The organism is [Clostridium] citroniae WAL-17108, from assembly GCF_000233455.1.
Lineage (GTDB): Bacteria > Bacillota > Clostridia > Lachnospirales > Lachnospiraceae > Enterocloster > Enterocloster citroniae.
Map to the genome: position 1 here is coordinate 146,436 of NZ_JH376427.1, position 19,411 is coordinate 165,846.

The 19,411-nt window shown below is 52.5% G+C and carries 18 protein-coding genes; 9 read left to right on the plus strand and 9 right to left on the minus strand.

What is annotated here, in order from left to right:
• Positions 1 to 19 precede the first annotated feature (19 nt).
• Together HMPREF9469_RS22485 and HMPREF9469_RS22490 are read right to left on the minus strand one after the other, a co-directional pair.
• Complete coding sequence (locus HMPREF9469_RS22485; RefSeq protein ID WP_007867266.1) at positions 20 to 259, minus strand: hypothetical protein; 240 nt, start codon at positions 257 to 259, stop codon at positions 20 to 22.
• Between the two features lie 290 nt (positions 260 to 549).
• Positions 550 to 1,578 carry a LacI family DNA-binding transcriptional regulator gene (locus HMPREF9469_RS22490; protein WP_007867269.1) on the minus strand — a complete coding sequence of 343 codons (1,029 nt, stop codon included), beginning with the start codon at positions 1,576 to 1,578 and terminating at the stop codon, positions 550 to 552.
• A 404-nt stretch (positions 1,579 to 1,982) separates the two neighbouring features.
• Between HMPREF9469_RS22490 and HMPREF9469_RS22495 the strand changes: the two genes are divergently transcribed.
• From HMPREF9469_RS22495 to malQ, 3 genes are read left to right on the plus strand one after another with little or no spacing between them, the layout of a single operon-like run.
• Positions 1,983 to 4,181: a PTS transporter subunit IIBC gene (locus HMPREF9469_RS22495; protein ID WP_007867274.1), complete on the plus strand. Its 2,199-nt coding sequence runs from the start codon at positions 1,983 to 1,985 to the stop codon at positions 4,179 to 4,181.
• Between the two features lie 10 nt (positions 4,182 to 4,191).
• Positions 4,192 to 5,034 carry an endonuclease/exonuclease/phosphatase family protein gene (locus tag HMPREF9469_RS22500; protein ID WP_007867276.1) on the plus strand — a complete coding sequence of 281 codons (843 nt, stop codon included), beginning with the start codon at positions 4,192 to 4,194 and terminating at the stop codon, positions 5,032 to 5,034.
• A gap of 59 nt (positions 5,035 to 5,093) precedes the next feature.
• Positions 5,094 to 6,593 (plus strand): 4-alpha-glucanotransferase, encoded by a 1,500-nt coding sequence (gene malQ, locus HMPREF9469_RS22505; protein ID WP_007867278.1) that lies wholly within the window; start codon positions 5,094 to 5,096, stop codon positions 6,591 to 6,593.
• Positions 6,594 to 6,747: 154 nt separating this feature from the next.
• Here the strand turns inward: malQ and HMPREF9469_RS22510 are convergent, their stop codons facing one another.
• The 7 genes from HMPREF9469_RS22510 to dapF (HMPREF9469_RS22540) all read right to left on the minus strand — a co-directional run bounded on the left by HMPREF9469_RS22510 (position 6,748) and on the right by dapF (HMPREF9469_RS22540) (position 13,327).
• Entirely contained in the window at positions 6,748 to 7,530 is a 783-nt protein-coding gene (locus HMPREF9469_RS22510) for an N-acetylmuramoyl-L-alanine amidase (protein WP_007867280.1), read from the minus strand.
• Between the two features lie 74 nt (positions 7,531 to 7,604).
• Entirely contained in the window at positions 7,605 to 8,045 is a 441-nt protein-coding gene (locus tag HMPREF9469_RS22515) for an Lrp/AsnC family transcriptional regulator (protein WP_007867282.1), read from the minus strand.
• Between the two features lie 26 nt (positions 8,046 to 8,071).
• A complete protein-coding gene (locus tag HMPREF9469_RS22520; RefSeq protein ID WP_007867284.1) occupies positions 8,072 to 9,292 on the minus strand; it encodes an LL-diaminopimelate aminotransferase in 1,221 nt (406 codons plus the stop codon).
• 247 nt (positions 9,293 to 9,539) lie between these two features.
• The gene (dapF, locus tag HMPREF9469_RS22525) at positions 9,540 to 10,370 is read right to left on the minus strand and encodes a diaminopimelate epimerase (protein WP_007867287.1); all 831 of its coding nucleotides are present in this window, start codon (positions 10,368 to 10,370) and stop codon (positions 9,540 to 9,542) included.
• Between the two features lie 19 nt (positions 10,371 to 10,389).
• Positions 10,390 to 10,938: an ANTAR domain-containing response regulator gene (locus tag HMPREF9469_RS22530; RefSeq protein WP_007867290.1), complete on the minus strand. Its 549-nt coding sequence runs from the start codon at positions 10,936 to 10,938 to the stop codon at positions 10,390 to 10,392.
• A 41-nt stretch (positions 10,939 to 10,979) separates the two neighbouring features.
• Positions 10,980 to 12,317, minus strand: coding sequence for a type I glutamate--ammonia ligase (glnA, locus tag HMPREF9469_RS22535; protein WP_007867293.1), 1,338 nt, complete (start codon positions 12,315 to 12,317; stop codon positions 10,980 to 10,982).
• A gap of 149 nt (positions 12,318 to 12,466) precedes the next feature.
• On the minus strand, positions 12,467 to 13,327 hold the full coding sequence (gene dapF / locus HMPREF9469_RS22540; RefSeq protein ID WP_007867296.1) for a diaminopimelate epimerase: 861 nt from the start codon (positions 13,325 to 13,327) through the stop codon (positions 12,467 to 12,469).
• Between the two features lie 172 nt (positions 13,328 to 13,499).
• Here dapF (HMPREF9469_RS22540) and HMPREF9469_RS22545 point away from each other — a divergent pair, with 172 nt between their 5' ends.
• From HMPREF9469_RS22545 to HMPREF9469_RS22570, 6 genes are all read left to right on the plus strand, one after another.
• Positions 13,500 to 14,372 carry an AraC family transcriptional regulator gene (locus HMPREF9469_RS22545; protein WP_007867298.1) on the plus strand — a complete coding sequence of 291 codons (873 nt, stop codon included), beginning with the start codon at positions 13,500 to 13,502 and terminating at the stop codon, positions 14,370 to 14,372.
• 161 nt (positions 14,373 to 14,533) lie between these two features.
• On the plus strand, positions 14,534 to 15,694 hold the full coding sequence (locus HMPREF9469_RS22550) for an ABC transporter substrate-binding protein (protein ID WP_007867301.1): 1,161 nt from the start codon (positions 14,534 to 14,536) through the stop codon (positions 15,692 to 15,694).
• A gap of 122 nt (positions 15,695 to 15,816) precedes the next feature.
• Complete coding sequence (locus HMPREF9469_RS22555) at positions 15,817 to 16,698, plus strand: branched-chain amino acid ABC transporter permease (RefSeq protein WP_007867304.1); 882 nt, start codon at positions 15,817 to 15,819, stop codon at positions 16,696 to 16,698.
• Positions 16,699 to 16,708: 10 nt separating this feature from the next.
• A complete protein-coding gene (locus HMPREF9469_RS22560) occupies positions 16,709 to 17,824 on the plus strand; it encodes a branched-chain amino acid ABC transporter permease (protein WP_007867306.1) in 1,116 nt (371 codons plus the stop codon).
• The gene (locus HMPREF9469_RS22565; RefSeq protein ID WP_007867309.1) at positions 17,824 to 18,678 is read left to right on the plus strand and encodes an ABC transporter ATP-binding protein; all 855 of its coding nucleotides are present in this window, start codon (positions 17,824 to 17,826) and stop codon (positions 18,676 to 18,678) included. The genes HMPREF9469_RS22560 and HMPREF9469_RS22565 overlap by 1 nt, the downstream gene beginning before the upstream one ends.
• Positions 18,665 to 19,387, plus strand: a complete 723-nt coding sequence (locus HMPREF9469_RS22570) for an ABC transporter ATP-binding protein (protein WP_007867312.1) — start codon at positions 18,665 to 18,667, stop codon at positions 19,385 to 19,387. The genes HMPREF9469_RS22565 and HMPREF9469_RS22570 overlap by 14 nt, the downstream gene beginning before the upstream one ends.
• Positions 19,388 to 19,411: the final 24 nt, after the last annotated feature.

Here is a 19,411-nt window from a genome sequence, read left to right on the forward strand (position 1 = left end):
ATGCCCCGCCGACCGGTTTTCAATCCAGATACGTTCCCACCGGCGAAGTGTTATACTGCTTTAAAATCTCAACCATTACAGACCCATCCGGCTCCACTGACTCTGCAAGGATCTTGTACTGGGTCCTGTTCCGGTCCAGCTGCATCTTATATTTGTCCACTTCCTCCCGCACCAGCTTTACTGCCAGGTCGTGGTTGATATCCTCCTTCAGCAAAAAATGCAGGGTTTGTTTGATACATGCCGCTTTGATTCGTTTCATACTTAAATACCTTCCTTTTTTATTTTCATATTAATCTACCGGAGCGTTTTTTGTATCATAGGAATTCCGTCTGAATTTCCTATGATACAAAAAAAGGACCTGTCTCACTCAGCGAATTTGAGCGAAACAAATCCTTTTGTTTACCCGGGAAATTACTGGAGCGTGCCTGAAAATTACGATCTGCAGTCAGAACTTAACAAGCGTTCTCTTTGCTTTATTATAGCAGATTTTAAGAATTTTCGTAAGCAGAATTTTATCCGAAACAGTCCCAAAACCGGATCTAAGCCAGCCTACGGCCTTTTGTAAACAGCACAGCTGTCCCGTTCTACCAGATGATGTGGTACAATAATCTTAGTGGCAACCAGTTCGGGATTTTCCACGTGTTCGATCATCTGGGCAGCTGCCTGGGTTCCCAGCTGGCAGGAATTTACATCCACCGATGTGAGGGAGGGAACGGTCAGTCTGGCAAGAAGGGAATTGTTAAAGGAGATAATGGACACATCTCCGGGTATGGAAAGCCCCAGTTCCATACACCCCTTTTCCAGGGCCACCGCCAGGATATCATCGCTGACCAGAACTGCCGTGGGTCTGTCCGTGCGGGTCAGCAGTGCATGGAGCACCTCATTCTGCTTCTCAGGTACGGAGGGTACCTCCACACACAGTTCCGGCAAGAAACCGATCCCCCGTTCTGTCAATGCCAGCATATACCCCATCCTTCTGTCGTTGTTAAACAGCAGGGAATGGTCACCGGACAGATAGGCGATCCTCTCATGCCCCAGTTCCAGGAGATACTCAGCAGTCTCCTTGCCCGCAAGCACATTGTCGTTATCCACATAAATGGTCTGGTTCACATTCCTGTACGCCTTTCCCACCAGGACATAGAGGATCCCCTCCTCGTACAGATAATCCAGCACCGGATCCTGTTCCCTGGAATACAGGACGATAAACCCTTCCGCCAGACCTGTCCTGACCATGTTCTTGATCACCTGAAGAATCTCCTCCTCGTTCTGCCCGGTGATCACCGTATTAATGTACTGTCTCTGATTGCAGTACTGGCTGATTCCGCGGATGACCTCCAGATAAAATGCGTTCTGGTACGCCTCCCACTCCGAGGGGGGCAAAATGATGCCGATGGTCCGGGAATTCTGGGTGGCCAGGCTGCTGGCCTGGAAATTCGGCTCATATCCCAGCTTTGCCATGGCCTGGCGCACCTTCTCCTTGGTCTGGCGGCTGATGGACGGATGATCTTTGCAGGTGCGGCTTACGGTTGAGGGGGACACCCCCGCAAGGGCGGCAACATCTTTAATTGTAACAGGCATAGGACGCCTCCTTATTGATAATTTGTAACGGTTCAGGACATTCGTTGTAAAATAGATCCTTATTCTATATTGTAAGGTTTAATGCAACGTTTGTCAAACTTTTTTGCGCTGTTTGCGCGATTTAGTTTCATCATTTGCACTGTTCCCCATGATTCCCCCCTCAATACAAGAGGGGAATTTGCACAAATACAGGCTGTTTTCTTTGTGCAAATGGTAGAAAACACTTCATTTTTAAAATAAGTATTGCTTTCTTCACGCAAACAGATTATATTTAACGCAAGCGGTTGCGTAATCAATGCAACATATTTTTCAACATAGCAATCCATCTAAAACGGCAACCTGTTTAACACGGCAACCTATTTAACACGGCAAACATGCAACAAATCATTTCAGGAGGTTACATAATGAACAAGAACACCGATGGCTGTATTGGTATCCAGATCCTCTCCCCCTTAACCGGAACTGCGGTTCCCCTGGAAGATGTCCCGGATCCGGTATTTTCCCAGAAGATCATCGGGGATGGGATCGCGGTCCTGCCCCGGGACGGCAGGCTGGTAAGCCCTGTTGACGGAGAAGTCGTCTCAGTGGCCGACACCCTTCACGCCTATGGCCTGCGCTCGGATGAGGGCATTGAAGTCATGGTCCATTTCGGACTTGAGACCGTTTCATTAAAAGGAGAGTTTTTTACCTGCCATGTCAAACCGGGTGACAAAGTAAAGGCAGGGGACCTGCTGGCCGAAGCAGATCTCAAGGGCCTGGAGGAGAAACAGGTCAACACCATCACACCGGTACTCATCTGCGGAGGCATGGAGGGCCGCTCCATGAACGCTGCCCTTGGCCCCGTAACAGCGGGAAAGGATGCGGTCATCACCCTGCTGGACCAGTGCCCGCCTGAGGCGGAATCTTCCCAAACAGCCCCCGATGACAGCCCTGTATCAAAACCTGCTAAAAAGAAGTCAAAATCCCTGATCAATTTTGACTTTCTCCAGAAACTAGGAAAAGTATTGATGACCGTGATCGCTGTCATGCCTGCCGCAGGTCTCATGATCAGCGTGGGAAAGCTGATCCAGATGGCTGGCGGGGATATGAACCTGGTCATCACACTGGGAAGCACCATGGAAACCATAGGCTGGGCCATTATCAACAACCTGCACATCCTTTTTGCAGTTGCCATCGGCGGCTCCTGGGCAAAGGAGCGGGCCGGAGGCGCATTCGCGGCAGTCATTGCATTTATCCTTATCAATGTGATCACCGGCGCCCTGTTCGGGGTCAGCAGCGCGGACCTGAATGATCCGGCGGCCGTCACCCGTACCCTCCTTGGACAGGAGATCCTGGTAAACGGTTACTTTACCTCTGTCCTGGGAGCCCCCGCCCTGAACATGGGCGTGTTCGTGGGCATCATCGCAGGTTTTACAGGGGGTGTCATCTACAACAAGTATTACAACTACAGAAAACTTCCCGATGCCCTGGCCTTCTTTAACGGCAAACGCTTTGTTCCCATGGTCGTCATTGCATGGTCCGTGATCATTTCCCTGGTACTGGCTCTTGTATGGCCGGTGGTACAGACAGGCATCAACTCCTTTGGAGTATGGATAGCCAATTCCTCCTCCACCTCCCCGGTGCTGGCCCCCTTTATCTACGGAACCCTGGAGCGCCTCCTGCTTCCCTTTGGCCTGCACCACATGCTGACCATACCCATGAACTATACCTCCTTTGGCGGCACCTATACCATCCTCACAGGCGTCAACGCAGGTTCACAGGTGTTTGGCCAGGATCCTCTGTGGCTGGCATGGGCCACCGACCTGATCAACCTCCAGAATGCAGGAGACGCCGCCGGGTATCAGAACCTGCTGGCCACCGTGACACCGGCACGTTTCAAAGTGGGACAGATGATCGGCGCCACCGGCCTTCTGCTGGGTATTGCCCTGGCCATGTACCGCCATGTGGACCCGGATAAGCGCAAAAATTACAGGTCCATGTTCCTGTCCACCGTGCTGGCAGTATTCCTCACAGGTGTTACCGAGCCCCTGGAATTTATGTTCATGTTCTGTGCGCTTCCCCTGTATCTGGTATACGCAGTGCTTCAGGGATGTGCATTTGCCATGGCAGGCATCATCCACCTGAGGCTCCACTCCTTTGGAAACCTGGAATTTCTCACCCGTATTCCCATGTCCATCCGGGCCGGGCTGGGAGGCGATGTCATCCATTTTGTCATCTGCATTGCTGTCTTCTTTGCCGCGGGATATGCCATTGCCTATTTTATGATCGGAAAATTCCGCTTCGCCACCCCCGGGCGCCTGGGTAATTATACGGACGACAGCGCCGCGGATGAAACAGGCAGTCCATCTGCAGGCGCCGCGGTTTCCGGAAACAGCCAGGCAGAACGCATCATTTCCCTGTTGGGCGGAAGGGATAATATTGTGCTGGTGGATGCATGCATGACCCGCCTTCGGGTCACTGTCAAAGATGTGGGTAAGGTAGCCGAACTGCCCGCCTGGAAAGCTGAGGGAGCCATGGGACTGATCAAAAAGGACGAAGGCATCCAGGCCGTATACGGCCCCAAGGCAGATGTGCTGAAATCCGACATCAACGATATACTGTGAGGTATTCCATATGAAACTCCTGACTCTAAACACACACAGTCTGGAAGAGACAGACTATGAATCCAAACTCCTGGCATTTGCCGGGGGTATATGGAAAGAACAGCCTGATATAATCGCCCTTCAGGAAGTCAATCAGACCCAGACCTCCTCCCCGGTTGACCTGCAGACCCTGAAACAGTGCGGATATGTTCCCTGTATGCCTTGTGAAAACGGTATAAGGCAGGATAACCATGGATTCCGACTGGCCTGCATGTTCGCCAGCCGCGGCATCCCTTACCAGTGGACCTGGTGCGGGGCAAAAACAGGTTACGGCAAATATGACGAAGGCCTGGCTGTTTTCAGCCGCTTTCCTGTCTCAGACACACATCAGTTTTACATTACGGGTATCCATGACTATTCCAACTGGAAGACAAGAAAGATCCTGGGGATCTCTCTTGACCTTCCCTGGGGCAGGGAATATTTCTACAGTGTACACATGGGATGGTGGGATGACGGTGAAGAGCCATTCCAGGATCAGTGGGCAAGGATCAGCCAAAACCTCCCCCGCTCTGCCGGCTCAAGGACCTGGCTCATGGGCGACTTTAACTCCCCTTCCCATATAAAAGGAGAAGGGCGGGATCTTCTGTTACGGTCAGGCTGGCATGACAGCTATGATATGGCGGATGACAAAGACAGCGGGATCACGGTCAGCCATGCCATTGACGGCTGGAAGGAACGGGGTGATATTCCGGGAATGCGCATCGACTATATCTGGACTGACCGGCCTCTCCGTGTCAGGACCAGCCGGACCATCTTTAACGGAACCTTTTATCCTGTTGTGTCTGACCATTTTGGGACCATGATCGAATATTGACCTGGGCATTGCCCATAAAATCAACCAGGGCATTGCCCACAAAAAGGAGTGCGGAATAAATGAAACGAGAAAGCGGAATCTTACTGTCCATTGCCAGCCTGCCTTCCAGGTTCGGGATCGGCTGTTTTTCAAAGGAGGCCTATGAGTTCGTGGACCAGCTAAAGGAAGCTGGCCAGTCCTACTGGCAGATACTCCCCCTGGGACCCACCAGTTACGGTGACTCCCCTTACCAGTCCTTTTCCACCTTTGCAGGAAACCCATACTTTATCAGCCTGGAGGACCTGATAGAAGAAGGAGTCCTTACCCGGCAGGAGTGTGAGGAAGCGGACTTTGGGGAAACACCGGACGCCGTGGACTATGCTAAAATATATGAGGCGCGTTTTCCCCTGCTGCAAAAGGCCTATGAACGCAGCAACATCAGCCGGAACACGGAGTTTCAAAACTTCCTGGAAGAAAACAGATGGTGGCTTGAGGACTATGCCCTTTTCGTGGCAGTTAAATCCAGGTTTGGAGGCAGGGCATGGACCCAATGGGCTGAGGATATCCGGCTTCGCTGGCAGAATGCGCTGGATTACTACCGCAGGGAGCTGTACTACGAGATCGAGTTCCACCAGTACCTTCAGTATCTGTTCTCCAAACAGTGGAACCAACTAAAATCCTACGCCAACAAAAAGGGAATACGCATTGTGGGCGACATCCCCATCTATGTGGCCATGGACAGCGCGGACGCCTGGGCTCATCCCGAACTGTTCCAGCTGGACCAGGACAATGTGCCCACCGCTGTGGCGGGCTGCCCTCCGGACGGCTTCTCCGCCACAGGCCAGCTCTGGGGCAATCCCCTTTACCGCTGGGAATATCACAGGCAGACCGGATACCAATGGTGGATCAGCCGCCTGTCCTACTGCTACAGACTGTATGACGTGGTAAGGATCGACCACTTCCGTGGATTTGATGAATACTACTCCATCCCGTCCGGCTCTGATACGGCTGTGGACGGCCATTGGGAGCAGGGGCCGGGGATTGAATTTTTCCAGGCAGTCAAACAGGCACTGGGCGAAAAGGAGATCATAGCCGAGGACCTGGGATATGTGACGGATTCCGTCCGCCGGTTGGTATATGACAGCGGATTCCCGGGCATGAAGGTCCTGGAATTTGCCTTTGATTCCAGGGATTCGGGCTGTGCCAGCGATTATCTGCCCCACAATTACCCGGAAAACTGTGTGGCCTACACAGGCACCCATGACAATGAGACCATCACAGGCTGGTACGGCTCCATCACCCCTGAGGAGAGAAAGCTGGCCCGTGACTATCTGTGCGACTTTTACACTCCGGAAAACAGATTGTATCTGTCCTTTATCAGCCTGATCATGCGCAGCCAGGCCAGGCTGTGTATCATCCCCCTTCAGGACTATATGGGGCTGGACAATAAATGCCGCATCAACACCCCCTCCACAGTTGGAGAAAACTGGAAATGGCGCCTGCTGCCAGGCCAGGTAACGGAAGCGCTCTTAGAAACCATAGGGGCTGTCACGCTTCGGTACGGACGCTGGAACTGGTAAACCGCCAGGGACAGCATTTAACAGTAAAAACAAACACATGAAAATGCTGCCGCAAAACAGTTGATCAACCGTTTTGCGGCAGCATTTTCCATATCGTTCCATATCATTTAATATCATATACCCGGCACCGTGACCGCATACGCGCGCTGCCCTGTCAATAGATGGCCCGCTCCCTGACAAGCATTGTGGGATATCCCATATTGCGCAGATTCCGTTCCATCTGGACCGCATGATCCATGTTAAGGAATGCTCCCACCCTGACCTTGTACAGGCCATCGTCATAGACCATAAAGGCAGGAAATCCCCTGGACTGCAGTTCATCCACCAGTCTCTGCGCAGGCATCCTTGTTCGGAATGCCCCGATCTGCACCTGGTAATACTCCGGGCGCTGCTGCTCCTGTTCCCGTATGGTCTGGAGCACGCCGTCCGCAATGGCCTGGGCAATGGCTTCAAAATTCTCGTCAAAAAACTGATTATCCTGTGGATTGTCAATAAATCCTGCCTCCACCAGCACGGCCGGCATCTGGGTGCGGCGCAGCACAATGAGTCCCGGCCGTTCCTGGATCCCCAGGTCGTTAAATCCGGTTTCCACCAGGTTGCGCTGGATATTCTCCGCCAGCATGGCCGGCACGCCCTCGTCCTGATACACCAATGTAGTCACACCGCTTCCAGTGCCGGGCACCGGCATGGCGTTGCGGTGAATGGAGACAAAATAATCAGCCCCCGACCGGTTGGCAATCTGCGCTTTTTCCAGTGGCGTATCAAAGGTGTCGGTGGTCCTTGTATAAACCACGTCCACTCCATTATTTTCCAGTATCTGTCCTACTGCAAGAGCCAGCCTAAGGGTATCATCCTTTTCCCGCCGTCCGTTAAACATGGCTCCAGGCTCCACACCGCCGTGTCCGGCATCTATAATCACTCTCTTAAGGTCTGCCATATCAGACTCTCCTTCACATATGACTCTACATTATACCATATGTGAAGGTGAGACAAATGTTGACAAAACCTTAATTAAATTTCGTCCACATCCACCCCTCTGGGACCTACCTGCGTGGAAAATACGATCTGCGTGCTTGTCTTTCCAAACTTCTGCAGCTGCCCTATGAACATATCCAGCTCCATGGTGCTCTGAAAGGCCACCTTCATCAGCATGGAATACTCTCCCGTAACGCAGCTGCACTCCAGCACATTGGGCACTTCCTTTGCGTAGGCATAGAATTTCGGCTTGTCCTCCGGAACCACATCCAGGTTGATAAACGCCAGAATGTGGTAGCCCAGCTTCATGGGATCCACCATGGCGTGATATCCTGTTATGATCCCCTCCTTTTCCAGTCTCTCGATCCTGGCGGATACGGCGGGCGAAGACAGAAATGTGTTCTCTGCAACGGTCTTCAGGGACATTCTTGCATTGGCCTGTAACAGCTTCAGGATCTTGCGGTCAATATCATCCATACTCTCTTGTTCCTCCCTTGGCAGTTCTATTTTCTGAGGGCTTTTATCCTCTCCACTGCTTCCACTGTATTTTCATAGGTTCCAAATGCGGTAAGCCGGAAATATCCTTCCCCGCTGGGGCCGAAACCGCTTCCCGGAGTTCCCACCACATTGGCCTGTTCCAGCAGATGATCAAAAAATTCCCAGCTGGTCATCCCCTGCTCTGTCTTAAGCCAGATATAAGGGGAGTTTACGCCTCCGTAAACCATATATCCCGCTTCCTTAAGGCCATTGTAAATGACCCTGGCGTTCCTCATATAGTAGGCCACCTGTTCCATGACCTGCCTGTTTCCCTCCTCTGAATACACGGCCAGCCCCGCCCTCTGCTCAATATAGGGAGCTCCGTTAAACTTGGTGCCGTGCCTGCGGGCCCACAGGGAATGAAGCATCACATCACCGCACATCAGGTCCTTGGGCACCACGGTAAATCCCAGCCTGACGCCGGTAAATCCCGCTTTCTTGGAAAATGAGCGGAACTCGATGGCACAGGTCCTGGCCCCCTGGATCTCAAAAATGCTGTGAGGTACCTCAGGCTCGGCTATATATGCCTCATAGGCGGCGTCATAAAGGATCACGGCCCCGATCCGGTTGGCATAGTCCACCCACACCTTTAGCTGCTCCCTTGTGAGCGTGGTGCCTGTGGGGTTATTGGGATTACACAGATAGATCAGATCCGGAGTCTCCTTTGGCAGCTCTGGCACAAAGTGGTTCTCTGACCGGCAGGGCATATAGATCACATTGCTCCACATTCCCTTTGCTTCATCATATTCACCCGTGCGGCCGGCCATGACATTGGAATCCACATACACCGGATACACCGGGTCACACACCGCGATCCTGCTGTCCGGGCTGAATATCTCCTGTATATTGCCGCAGTCGCTCTTGGCCCCATCGGAAATAAAGATCTCATCCGGGGATATCCGGCATCCCCATGCCATATAATCCTTTTGCACAATGGCTTCCCTTAAAAAATCATATCCCAGATCCGGCGCATAGCCGTGAAATGTCTCGGCATGTCCCATCTCGTCAGCTGCTTTATGGATGGCCTCCACCACGGCCGGGACAATGGGAAGGGTCACATCACCGATCCCCAGGCGGATGATGGTCTTGTCCGGATTGGCCTGCTGATATGCCGCCACCTTTTTGGCAATGGTGGAAAAAAGATAGCTGCCAGGCAGTTTCAGATAGTTTTCATTGATCTTAAACATAATTTGCTCCTCCTTGTTATGAAGTGTACTCTCGGAGTATCCCCGGGAGAACACTGAGCAGATGCGCTCTTAAACATAAACGCTCCCAGGAAACCCGCCTGGCTCCATACAGGGCGCTAAGACAGCAAATGTTCACCATCACAGGACCTGTACAGAGACATAACCGCACATCTTCGTGCCCTTGGTCCCTGAGAGTGTGTATTTGATTACATGTAGTTTAAAGTGTTAAATGACTAAAGTCATTTTGTCAATCATAATATATTTCCCGTGGTATGTCAATACTTCCGCTGAATACTTCCACCGCAGGACCTGTCATAAACAGATGTCCCGTTCCCCTGTCCAGCCGGATCTGCAGGCTTCCGCCCCGCAGGCTGACCTGCACCTGGTCATCCACATACCCCATGAGGATAGATGCCATCACACTGGCCGTGGCTCCGGTACCGCAGGCCCACGTCTCACCGCTGCCCCTTTCCCATACGCGCATCCTCAGATGTCCCCTGTCCACCACCTGGATAAACTCCGTGTTCACCCGGTGGGGCTGGAACCTCTCATGCAGTTCAAAGGCCGGTCCTATCTTCTCCAGATCAAGACTGTCAATTTCTTCCATATAATAGACGGCATGGGGATTCCCCACATCAATACCCACAAACCGGTAGTCCGTCCCATCCACCGTGATGTCCTCGGGAAGCTCAGAAGTGAGGAAAGCCTCACCCATGTCCACCGTAATGGACACCGCCCTGCCATCCAGTATGTCCAGATCCAGGTTCTTGATCCCTCCCAGCGTCTCCACGGTGATCTGTCTGCGGTCCGCTGGCACAAGGCCGTGGTCGTAGGCATACTTGCCCACGCAGCGCACTCCGTTCCCGCACATGATGCCCTGGGAGCCGTCCGCATTGTACATCTCCATTCTGCAGTCCGCCACATCCGAGGGGCAGATGAGGATCAGGCCATCTGAACCGATCCCAAAATGCCGGTCGCTGACAAACCTTGCAGTCTTGCCCGGCTCCTCTACTTTTTCCTTAAAACAGTCCACATATACATAATCATTTCCAATTCCCTGCATCTTTGTAAAATTCATCGTTCCCTCCCGTCAAAACTCACACATGGATCAGACTGATCACCATCTGGGCTGTCTCCACCAGATTGGTTCCGCTGTCCATACTGCATTTCTGGATATATCTGTGAGCCTCCGACTCTGTCATGTTGTTCCGCTCCATCAACAGCTGCTTTGCCCGGGCGATCAGGTTCTGCTCCTCCTCGCTGCGCTCCTTTGGCTTGCCGCGCATCTTTCTGCGAAAGCGCATCTGGGCCTGGACCATCATTTCCAATGTATTTAGCAGATCATGGACCTTCAAAGGCATGGGCAGGCAGATGACATTGCCGGGGGCCTGGCCGCTCCATCTGCTGGGCGAAGAGATAAGGAGCATGTCAAATGTCCCCGGCAGGTATTGGCGCAGCTCGTCATACAGCATATCCTCGAACCGGTAACCGCTTACCACAATACCGCTGCTTAAGCCTTCCGCCGCCGAGAGGGTCTGTGCGCCCGAGGTGCAGACAGCAACCACCTGAAAACCGTTTCGCACCAGGATCCCCTTTATATTCTTTCCATCCTCCGGTTTGGAGAATGCCACGATAATATTAGTCACATGTCTCACCTCCAAGTCCCTTGTCCGCTGAGAGTAAGCAATCAGTATTTATACAGATATTCGCTTACTTCCCAGTCCGTCACCTGGGCCCTGAAGTCACGCCATTCCTTTTCCTTTGCCTCCAGGTATTTGGTGTAAATATGTTCCCCCAGCACTCCCTTTATAAATGAATCCCCCTCATATGCCTCAATGGCGTCTCCCAGGGTCTCCGGGATGCGCTCCACATTCCTGGACCTCATCTCCTCTGGCTCCATGGTGAACATATTGCCCTCCACACAGGCGGGAAGCGCCATCTTTTTCTCAATCCCATCCAGGCCGGCACGCAGGCAGGCGGCCAGGGCCAGATACGGGTTCATGGCGGAATCCGGGCAGCGCAGCTCGATCCTCGTGTTTCCTCCCCTTGGGGAGGGGATGCGGATCAGGGAACTGCGGTTGGAGGTGGGCGACCACGCAATATAGATGGGCGCATCATATCCCGGTATGAGGCGCTTGTAGGAATTGACAAGGGGATTTGTGAGGATGGTCATGGGTTTCATATGGTGGAGGATGCCCGCCATAAAGTAATATGCAGTGGCGCTCAGGCCCAGGGCATCGGTGTCATCCACAAACAGGTTCTTTCCCAGCATATCCGACAGGGACATGTTGATATGCATGCCGGAGCCGTTGACGCCTTCCTTGGGCTTGGGCATGAAGGTGGCATGAAGGCCGTGGCGCTTTGCAATGGTCTTGGCCGCCATCTTAAATGTCATGATATTATCTGCCGCGCAAAGGGCATCGGTGTACTGGAAATCGATCTCATGCTGCGCCGGAGCAATCTCGTGGTGGCTGGCCTCCACCTCAAAGCCCATCTCCTCCAGGTTGAGCACAATATCCCTGCGTACATTTTCCGCAAGGTCAATGGGGGACACGTCAAAATATCCCGCAGTCTCATGGGTGTTGGTGGTGGGCCTTCCCTCCTCGTCCGTATGGAACAGGAAAAACTCGCACTCCGGCCCAACGTTAAACACAAACCCCATATCCCTGGCCTTTTCCACCGCCCGTTTCAGCACATTCCTGGGATCCCCGGTAAAGGCCGTGCCATCGGGGTTATACACGTCGCAGATCAGCCTTGCCACCTTGCCCTGCTGGGGCCTCCATGGAAATATCTCAAAGGTATCCAGATCCGGATACAGGTACATGTCGGACTCATCGATCCTGACAAATCCTTCAATGGCGGACCCGTCAAACATGCAGCGGTTCTCCAGTGCCTTGTTCAGCTGGCTTGAGGTAATGGCCACGTTCTTAAGCATGCCGAAAATATCCGTGAACTGAAGACGGATAAATTCCACATCCTCCTCTTCCACCATGCGGACAATGTCTTCCTTACTGTATTTGCTCATCTTTCCTCTCCCTCTCTTGCAGACTGTGAAACCATAAAATACAAAAGGCAGGGCGCTTTGTGGCGCTCCCGCCTCAATACTAACAAAAATATATCAGCAGATATTTTATTTGTCAATGCGATTTAATGATTTCGTGGTTTTCACCAATATCACTTTAATGCGCGAAGTTGTTCGGTAAAATGATTACCTAATTTAATGGTGCCCACATACCCCACATCACCGGTCATGTGCACAATGCCCCGCTCATCGATCTCCAGTTCCAGTGTGCCGCCCGGCATCTGGACCACCATCTTGGGATCTGTCAGGCCCAGGCGGTAGGCTGCGGCCGCCGCTGCGCAGCACCCGCTTCCCGATGCCAGGGTATAGCCCGCCCCTCTCTCATAGACCTCGGTCTGTATGTGGGTACGGTCCAGCACCTTCATGATCTGGGTATTGATCTTTTCCGGAAACTGCTTTGCGCTCTCGGAATATTTCCCGATCCTGCACACCAGGTCCTTTGATATCTCATCCATGAGAATGACGCAGTGGGGGTTGCCGATGGACAGGCAGGTGACAGGGTAGGGGATCCTTCCAAAGACCATGGTCTCATTGATGATCTCCCTGCGGGGTCCCTCCACAGGCACGTCATCACTCCAGAAAGAGACCTTGCCCATGGAAGCCTTAAGCCTGGTCCCCTCCTCGTTGAGATAGTGGATGGCCGCCTCACCGCCCTGGGAATAGATGGTAAAATCCTTTTTCTGCACATAGCCCGCGTCTTTTAAGTACTTGGCAAAGATCCTCACCCCGTTGCCGCTCTTTTCGGCAACGCTTCCGTCCGGATTCCACACCACCATGGAGATCCTGTCATTGTCAAGCACCGGCCCCTCCAGCACCCCATCGGCGCCCACGCCAAAATTCCGGTTGCACATCAGTTGTACATTAGACGGATTCAGCTCCATTTTATTTTTATTGGGATCATAGATCAGATAGTCGTTTCCAAGTCCATGATATTTTTCAACTGTTATCCTCAATTGCTTGCCCTCCATATTTTTTCTGCACCAGTCGCCCCGTTCCCGGGTCACCAATCAGCATATTCTGTTTATATTTTAACAGGCATTTTTTTACAATTATATAGATATATTGCTATTTTATATTGCAAATCCTGCTGTATTTATTTTATACTATAAAAAAGGAGGTAATTACATGTATATAAACAGCGATCCGTCCGCCACCCCAAAGCAGGGATTCCTTCAGGGAGAATTCCGCCTGTTCCACATAAAAGATAAAGTACAGCGCGCCTATGAGCCCCACTACCACGATTTTCTCAAGATCGTGGTACTTTTGGAGGGAAATGTGACCTATATCATAGAGGGACGATCCTATTCCCTCCGTCCCGGCGACATCGTGCTGGTGGACCGCGGACAGATCCACTGCCCCCAGGTGGATGCCTCCTCCCCCTATGAGCGGCTGATCCTGTATCTGTCTCCTGATTTTCTGGACCGGTACCGGGAAGGCGCCTCCTCCCTGGACAGCTGCTTTTCCACCGCCGCCTACCGCCACTCCAATGTGCTGCGGCTAAAGGATGAAGCCCGCCATCTTACCATCTCCCTGCTAAAGAAACTGGAACACGCCCAGAACTGGCAGGAGGAGGAGTTTGCAGGCCCCCTGTACTGCCGCCTGCTGTGCCTTCAGTTTCTGGTGGAATTAAACCGTGTGTCTCTGGACGATAATGCCCAGTATCTTCCGAACGGCGCCCTGAATTACCGTGTGTCAGGCCTCATCTCCTATATTAATGAACACCTCTGCGAGGACCTGAGCATCCGCAGCCTTTCCGCCTTAAACTGCGTCAGCCCTTACCACATGATGCGCATATTTAAGGAGGAAACAGGATACACCATCGGAAACTATATCACGGAAAAGCGCCTTTTAAAGGCCCGCAACCTGCTGGCCGAAGGCACGGGGGCAACCCAGGCCTGCTATCTGTCGGGCTTTAACAATTACTCCACCTTTCTCAGAGCCTACAAGCAGCACTTTGGAGAGCTGCCCAAACGCTCCATGTGTGCTAAAAAAACCTAAAAATAATAAAGTATTTTTTAAAATTCATTGAAATTTTTATAATATCTGTTATAATATATTCATTGTTTTCCCATTGAGGACAGTTGTCTTTGCTGCATGAACACGCGCTGGCAAATCCGCTGTGATCAATGAACTATCAAGCAAAACAGGAGGAATGTATTATGAGAATCAGGAAAATCATGGCTATTACCATGGCTGCATGTCTGGCTGTTGGCGCCCTTGCAGGATGCGGCAAAAAGGCGGAGGACAAAGTCATCAAGATCGGCGTATTTGAGCCAACCACAGGAGAGAACGGAGGCGGCGGCTTCCAGGAAGTACTGGGCATCCGCTATGCCAATAAGATCCATCCCACTGTAAAGATAAACGGCGAAGACTACAAGGTAGAGCTGGTGGAGGTTGACAACAAGTCCGACAAGACCGAGGCTGTCAATGCTGCCCAGAAGCTGGTAAGCGAGAAGGTAAGCGTTGTTCTGGGAAGCTATGGCTCCGGTGTGTCCATTGCCGCGGGACAGATTTTCGCAGATGCAAAGATTCCGGCCATCGGTTGTTCCTGCACCAACCCACAGGTAACCGAGGGCAATGACTACTACTTCCGTGTATGCTTTATCGATCCTTTCCAGGGCACTGTAATGGCCAACTACGCATTCCAAAACGGTGCAAAGAGCGCGGCCGTGATCACACAGCTGGGCGATGACTACTCCTCAGGACTGGGCTCTTTCTTTAAGGACGCATTTGCCAAATTAGGCGGCGATATCGTGAGTGAAGAGCAGTTCCAGACCAACCAGACTGATTTTAAGGCAATCCTGACCAATATTAAGGCGGCTAACCCTGATATCATCTTTGCTCCTTCCTCCATCACCACTGCCCCCCTTATTATCAAGCAGGCAAGGGAACTGGGGATCACCGCAACCATTGCTGCCGGTGATACATGGGAGAACTCAACCATCATTGAGAATGCAGGCAAGGATTCCGAGGGCGTTGTGCTCTCCACCTTCTTTGACGAGGCCGAGCCGGCCAATGACGAGGCTTCCTCTTTCATCAAGGGCTTTAAGGAGTATCTGGTAGAGAATAAGCAGGAGGATATCATTCCGGCCGTATCCGCCCTGGGCTATGATTCCTACCTGGCGGCCATCAAGGCAATTGAGACAGCAGGCTCCACTGACACATCCGCGATCCGTGACGCGTTACAGGGTGTCCAGATCGATGGCGTCACAGGAAGCATTACCTTTAACGAGACAGGTGATGCCAACAAGGATATCGCTTTCATCAAGACGATCAAGGACGGCAAGTTCCAGTTCCTTACAACCACAACGGTAGAGTAAGACCATAGTTACATATGACACAGAGGCCGCAGGCGGCAGCCAATGCCCTGCGGCCTTTCTCCAGCTTTACCGATTTATGCCCATTCAGGATACTACTATTAAAAAACAGGAGGCAGACTCTTATGAGTTTAACAACATTTCTTCAGCAGTGCCTGACCGGTATTTCCCTTGGAGGCGCCTATGCGCTGATTGCCATTGGATATACGCTGGTCTACGGCATCCTCCGTCTGATCAACTTCGCCCACGGCGACATTTTCATGATGGCAGGTTATTTTATGATCTTCGCAATGGCAAGTCTTCCATGGTTCATCGCGATCCCGGTGACGCTGCTTGTCACCGTTGTACTGGGTGTGTCCATTGAGCGCGTGGCTTACCGCCCCCTGCGCTCCGCCCCAAGGATGTCCGTTATGATTTCTGCCATCGGCGTTTCCTACCTGCTGCAGAACCTTGCCACCTATCTGTTCACAGCCCTTCCAAAAGGCTATCCGGAGATCCCTTTCCTGAAAAGGATCTATCAGATCGGCGGACTGTCCGCTTCCTTCGTGACCTTTCTGACCCCTGTCCTGACCCTGATCCTGGTGTACCTGCTGATCGCCCTGATCAACCACACCAAGATCGGAATGGCAATGAGGGCCGTATCCAAGGATTATGAGACAGCATCCCTGATGGGTATCAAGATCAATAAAACCATCTCCTTTACCTTTGCCATCGGCTCCCTGCTGGCCGGCATCGGCTCCATCCTTTATTTCACGGACCGTATGACCGTATTCCCGTTCTCCGGCGCCCTGCCCGGGCTCAAGTGCTTTGTGGCAGCTGTATTCGGCGGGATCGGAAGCATCCCCGGCGCTGTGATCGGAGGCTTTATCCTGGGGCTTGGAGAGACAGCCCTGGTTGCCATGGGCCAGTCCACCTTCAGCGATGCATTTACATTTATCCTGTTGATCGTTATGCTTCTCATCCGTCCTACCGGCCTCTTTGGTGAGAAGACAACCGATAAAGTGTGAGGTGGCCAACATGAAAAATATGACAAAGAACAAAAACAAAGTTTATACCATTATTGCCCTGGCTGTGCTGATCGGCATCCTGGCCTTTCTTCAGTCTGACAAAGCGGAGTACAGCTACCAGATATCCATTCTGGAACGAAGCGCCATCTATGCGGTGGTGGCTGTTTCCATGAACCTTTTAACCGGCTTTACCGGACTGTTTTCCCTGGGCCAGGCGGGTTTTATGGCCATTGGCGCCTATGTTGTGGCCATTTTCACCATCCCGGTGGGCTCCCGGGCCAGCGTGTATTATGTAAGCGGCATTTCCCCTGTGATCGCCAATGTACAGCTTCCCATTCCCGTGGCCCTTCTCCTTGGCGGACTGGCCGCAGCAGGGCTGGCAGCCTTGATCGGAATCCCTGTGCTGCGCCTTAAGAGCGACTATCTGGCCATTGCGACCCTGGGATTTTCAGAGATCATCCGGGCCTTTATCGCAGCCCCCATGTTTGACACCATTACCAACGGCTCCTACGGCTTAAAGAGCATTCCGGGATTTCCCAATATCTTTGCGGTATTCGGACTGGCAGCCCTGTGCATCGGCCTTATGATGCTGCTGATCAATTCCTCCTATGGCCGGGCCTTTAAATCCATCCGTGAGGATGAGATCGCCGCCCAGTCCATGGGCATCAACCTGTTCCACTACAAGGAGCTTTCCTTTGTCATCTCCTCCTTTTTCACAGGCGTGGGCGGAGGAATGCTGGCCATGTTCATGCGCTCCATTGATTCCAAGACCTTTCAGGTGGCCCTTACATACGACATCCTGCTGATCGTGGTCCTGGGCGGCATCGGAAGCGTGACAGGCAGCGTGCTGGGATCCTTTGTGGTCACTGCCGGCCGCGAGGCACTGCGTTTCTTTGACGATCCGCTGACCATTGCCGGTATTCACATCCCATTGTTCCGTTCCGGCTTCCGTATGGTCATCTTCTCCATCCTGCTGATGGCAGTGGTGCTCTTTTACAGCCGCGGCATCATGGGAAACAAGGAGTTTTCCTGGGAAGGGCTGTTCCGCCTGATCAGGGGCATCCCCCATAAGCTAAAGGGGAAAAAGAAAAAGGCCTCAGCCTCAAAGAAGGGGGGCGCACAGTAATGGACACCATTAAGAATGTACTTCATATGGATCATGTGACCATGCAGTTTGGCGGCGTGGTTGCTGTGAACGGACTGTCGCTGGATGTAAATGAACACGAGATCGTGGCCCTCATCGGTCCCAACGGCGCTGGAAAGACAACCGCCTTCAACTGTGTCACCGGTATCTACCAGCCCACCTATGGCTCTGTATCCTTTAACAGCCAGGTCATACTGGCGGATACGCCCCAGGGCAAGATGCGCCGTCTCTATGCAGGTGATGTGGAGCCCACTGCCCTGACACCGGTGCGCAAGACGCCGGACCAGATTACCAGGCTGGGGATTGCCAGGACCTTCCAGAACATCCGTCTGTTCGGCAACCTGACCGTGTTTGAAAATGTACTCATTGCCAAGCACATGCGGGCAAAACAAAATGTATTTTCCGCCGCCCTGCGCCTAAACCACGCGGAGGAAAAACGGATGAGGGATGAATCCCTCAGCCTTTTGGAAATGCAGGGCCTGGTGCATCTGAAGGATGAGACTGCCTCCTCCCTGCCTTACGGCCTCCAGCGCCGCCTGGAGATCGCCAGGGCACTGGCAACCAGCCCCAGCCTGCTGCTCCTTGATGAGCCTGCTGCGGGCATGAATCCCCAGGAAACCCAGGACCTCACTGATTTTATCAAACAGATCCGTGACGATTACCACCTGACCATTTTCATGATCGAACACCACATGGATCTTGTCATGCAGATATCAGACCGTATCTATGTGCTGGATTTTGGCAAGCTCATTGCCCAGGGCACACCGGATGAGGTCCAGAACAATCCAAAAGTAATTGAAGCATACCTGGGGGTGAGTGACGATGTTAAAGATTAAAGACCTGAGAGTAAATTACGGCGGGATCGAGGCGGTGAAGGGAATCAGCTTTGAGGTTCCTGAAAAATCCATTGTCACCCTGATCGGTGCCAACGGAGCGGGCAAGAGCACCACCCTGCGCTCCATCACCGGCCTGGTAAAAGCCTCCGGCGGTTCCATCCAGTTTGACAATGCAGAACTCCTTGGCATGGATACACCTGATATCGTGGCCAAGGGCATCACCCTGGTGCCTGAGGGGCGGCGGGTCTTCCCCGACATGACGGTGATTGAAAATATTAAGATCGGCGCTTATCTGAGAAGCGATTCCCTGGAAGACGACATCAACTGGGTCTACGACCTGTTTCCCCGCCTAAAGGAGCGAAGCTGGCAGCTGGCCGGCACTCTTTCCGGCGGTGAACAGCAGATGCTGGCCGTTGCAAGAGCTCTGATGAGCCATCCTAAGCTGATGATGATGGATGAGCCGTCCCTTGGCCTGGCCCCCCTGATCGTCCAGGATATATTTAATATTATCAAGGAGATCAATAAACAGGGAGTGACCATCCTCCTCATTGAGCAGAACGCCAACATGGCACTGCGCATCGCAGACCAGGGATACGTGCTGGAGACAGGGCGGATCTCACTGACCGGTACCGGCAGGGAGCTGCTGGCGGACGAGTCGGTAAAGGCCGCGTATCTGGGAAAAAAGAAAAGCAATTCAAATATGGGTTAATAAAAGGGGGAGGCTCCATGGACT

Coding starts and splice junctions, on each gene's coding strand:
- HMPREF9469_RS22485 (WP_007867266.1), bottom strand. CDS start 259: ATGAAACGAATCAAAGCGGCATGTATCAAACAAACCCTGCATTTTTTG.
- HMPREF9469_RS22490 (WP_007867269.1), bottom strand. CDS start 1,578: ATGCCTGTTACAATTAAAGATGTTGCCGCCCTTGCGGGGGTGTCCCCC.
- HMPREF9469_RS22495 (WP_007867274.1), top strand. CDS start 1,983: ATGAACAAGAACACCGATGGCTGTATTGGTATCCAGATCCTCTCCCCC.
- HMPREF9469_RS22500 (WP_007867276.1), top strand. CDS start 4,192: ATGAAACTCCTGACTCTAAACACACACAGTCTGGAAGAGACAGACTAT.
- malQ (WP_007867278.1), top strand. CDS start 5,094: ATGAAACGAGAAAGCGGAATCTTACTGTCCATTGCCAGCCTGCCTTCC.
- HMPREF9469_RS22510 (WP_007867280.1), bottom strand. CDS start 7,530: ATGGCAGACCTTAAGAGAGTGATTATAGATGCCGGACACGGCGGTGTG.
- HMPREF9469_RS22515 (WP_007867282.1), bottom strand. CDS start 8,045: ATGGATGATATTGACCGCAAGATCCTGAAGCTGTTACAGGCCAATGCA.
- HMPREF9469_RS22520 (WP_007867284.1), bottom strand. CDS start 9,292: ATGTTTAAGATCAATGAAAACTATCTGAAACTGCCTGGCAGCTATCTT.
- dapF (WP_007867287.1), bottom strand. CDS start 10,370: ATGAATTTTACAAAGATGCAGGGAATTGGAAATGATTATGTATATGTG.
- glnA (WP_007867293.1), bottom strand. CDS start 12,317: ATGAGCAAATACAGTAAGGAAGACATTGTCCGCATGGTGGAAGAGGAG.
- HMPREF9469_RS22545 (WP_007867298.1), top strand. CDS start 13,500: ATGTATATAAACAGCGATCCGTCCGCCACCCCAAAGCAGGGATTCCTT.
- HMPREF9469_RS22550 (WP_007867301.1), top strand. CDS start 14,534: ATGAGAATCAGGAAAATCATGGCTATTACCATGGCTGCATGTCTGGCT.
- HMPREF9469_RS22555 (WP_007867304.1), top strand. CDS start 15,817: ATGAGTTTAACAACATTTCTTCAGCAGTGCCTGACCGGTATTTCCCTT.
- HMPREF9469_RS22560 (WP_007867306.1), top strand. CDS start 16,709: ATGAAAAATATGACAAAGAACAAAAACAAAGTTTATACCATTATTGCC.
- HMPREF9469_RS22565 (WP_007867309.1), top strand. CDS start 17,824: ATGGACACCATTAAGAATGTACTTCATATGGATCATGTGACCATGCAG.
- HMPREF9469_RS22570 (WP_007867312.1), top strand. CDS start 18,665: ATGTTAAAGATTAAAGACCTGAGAGTAAATTACGGCGGGATCGAGGCG.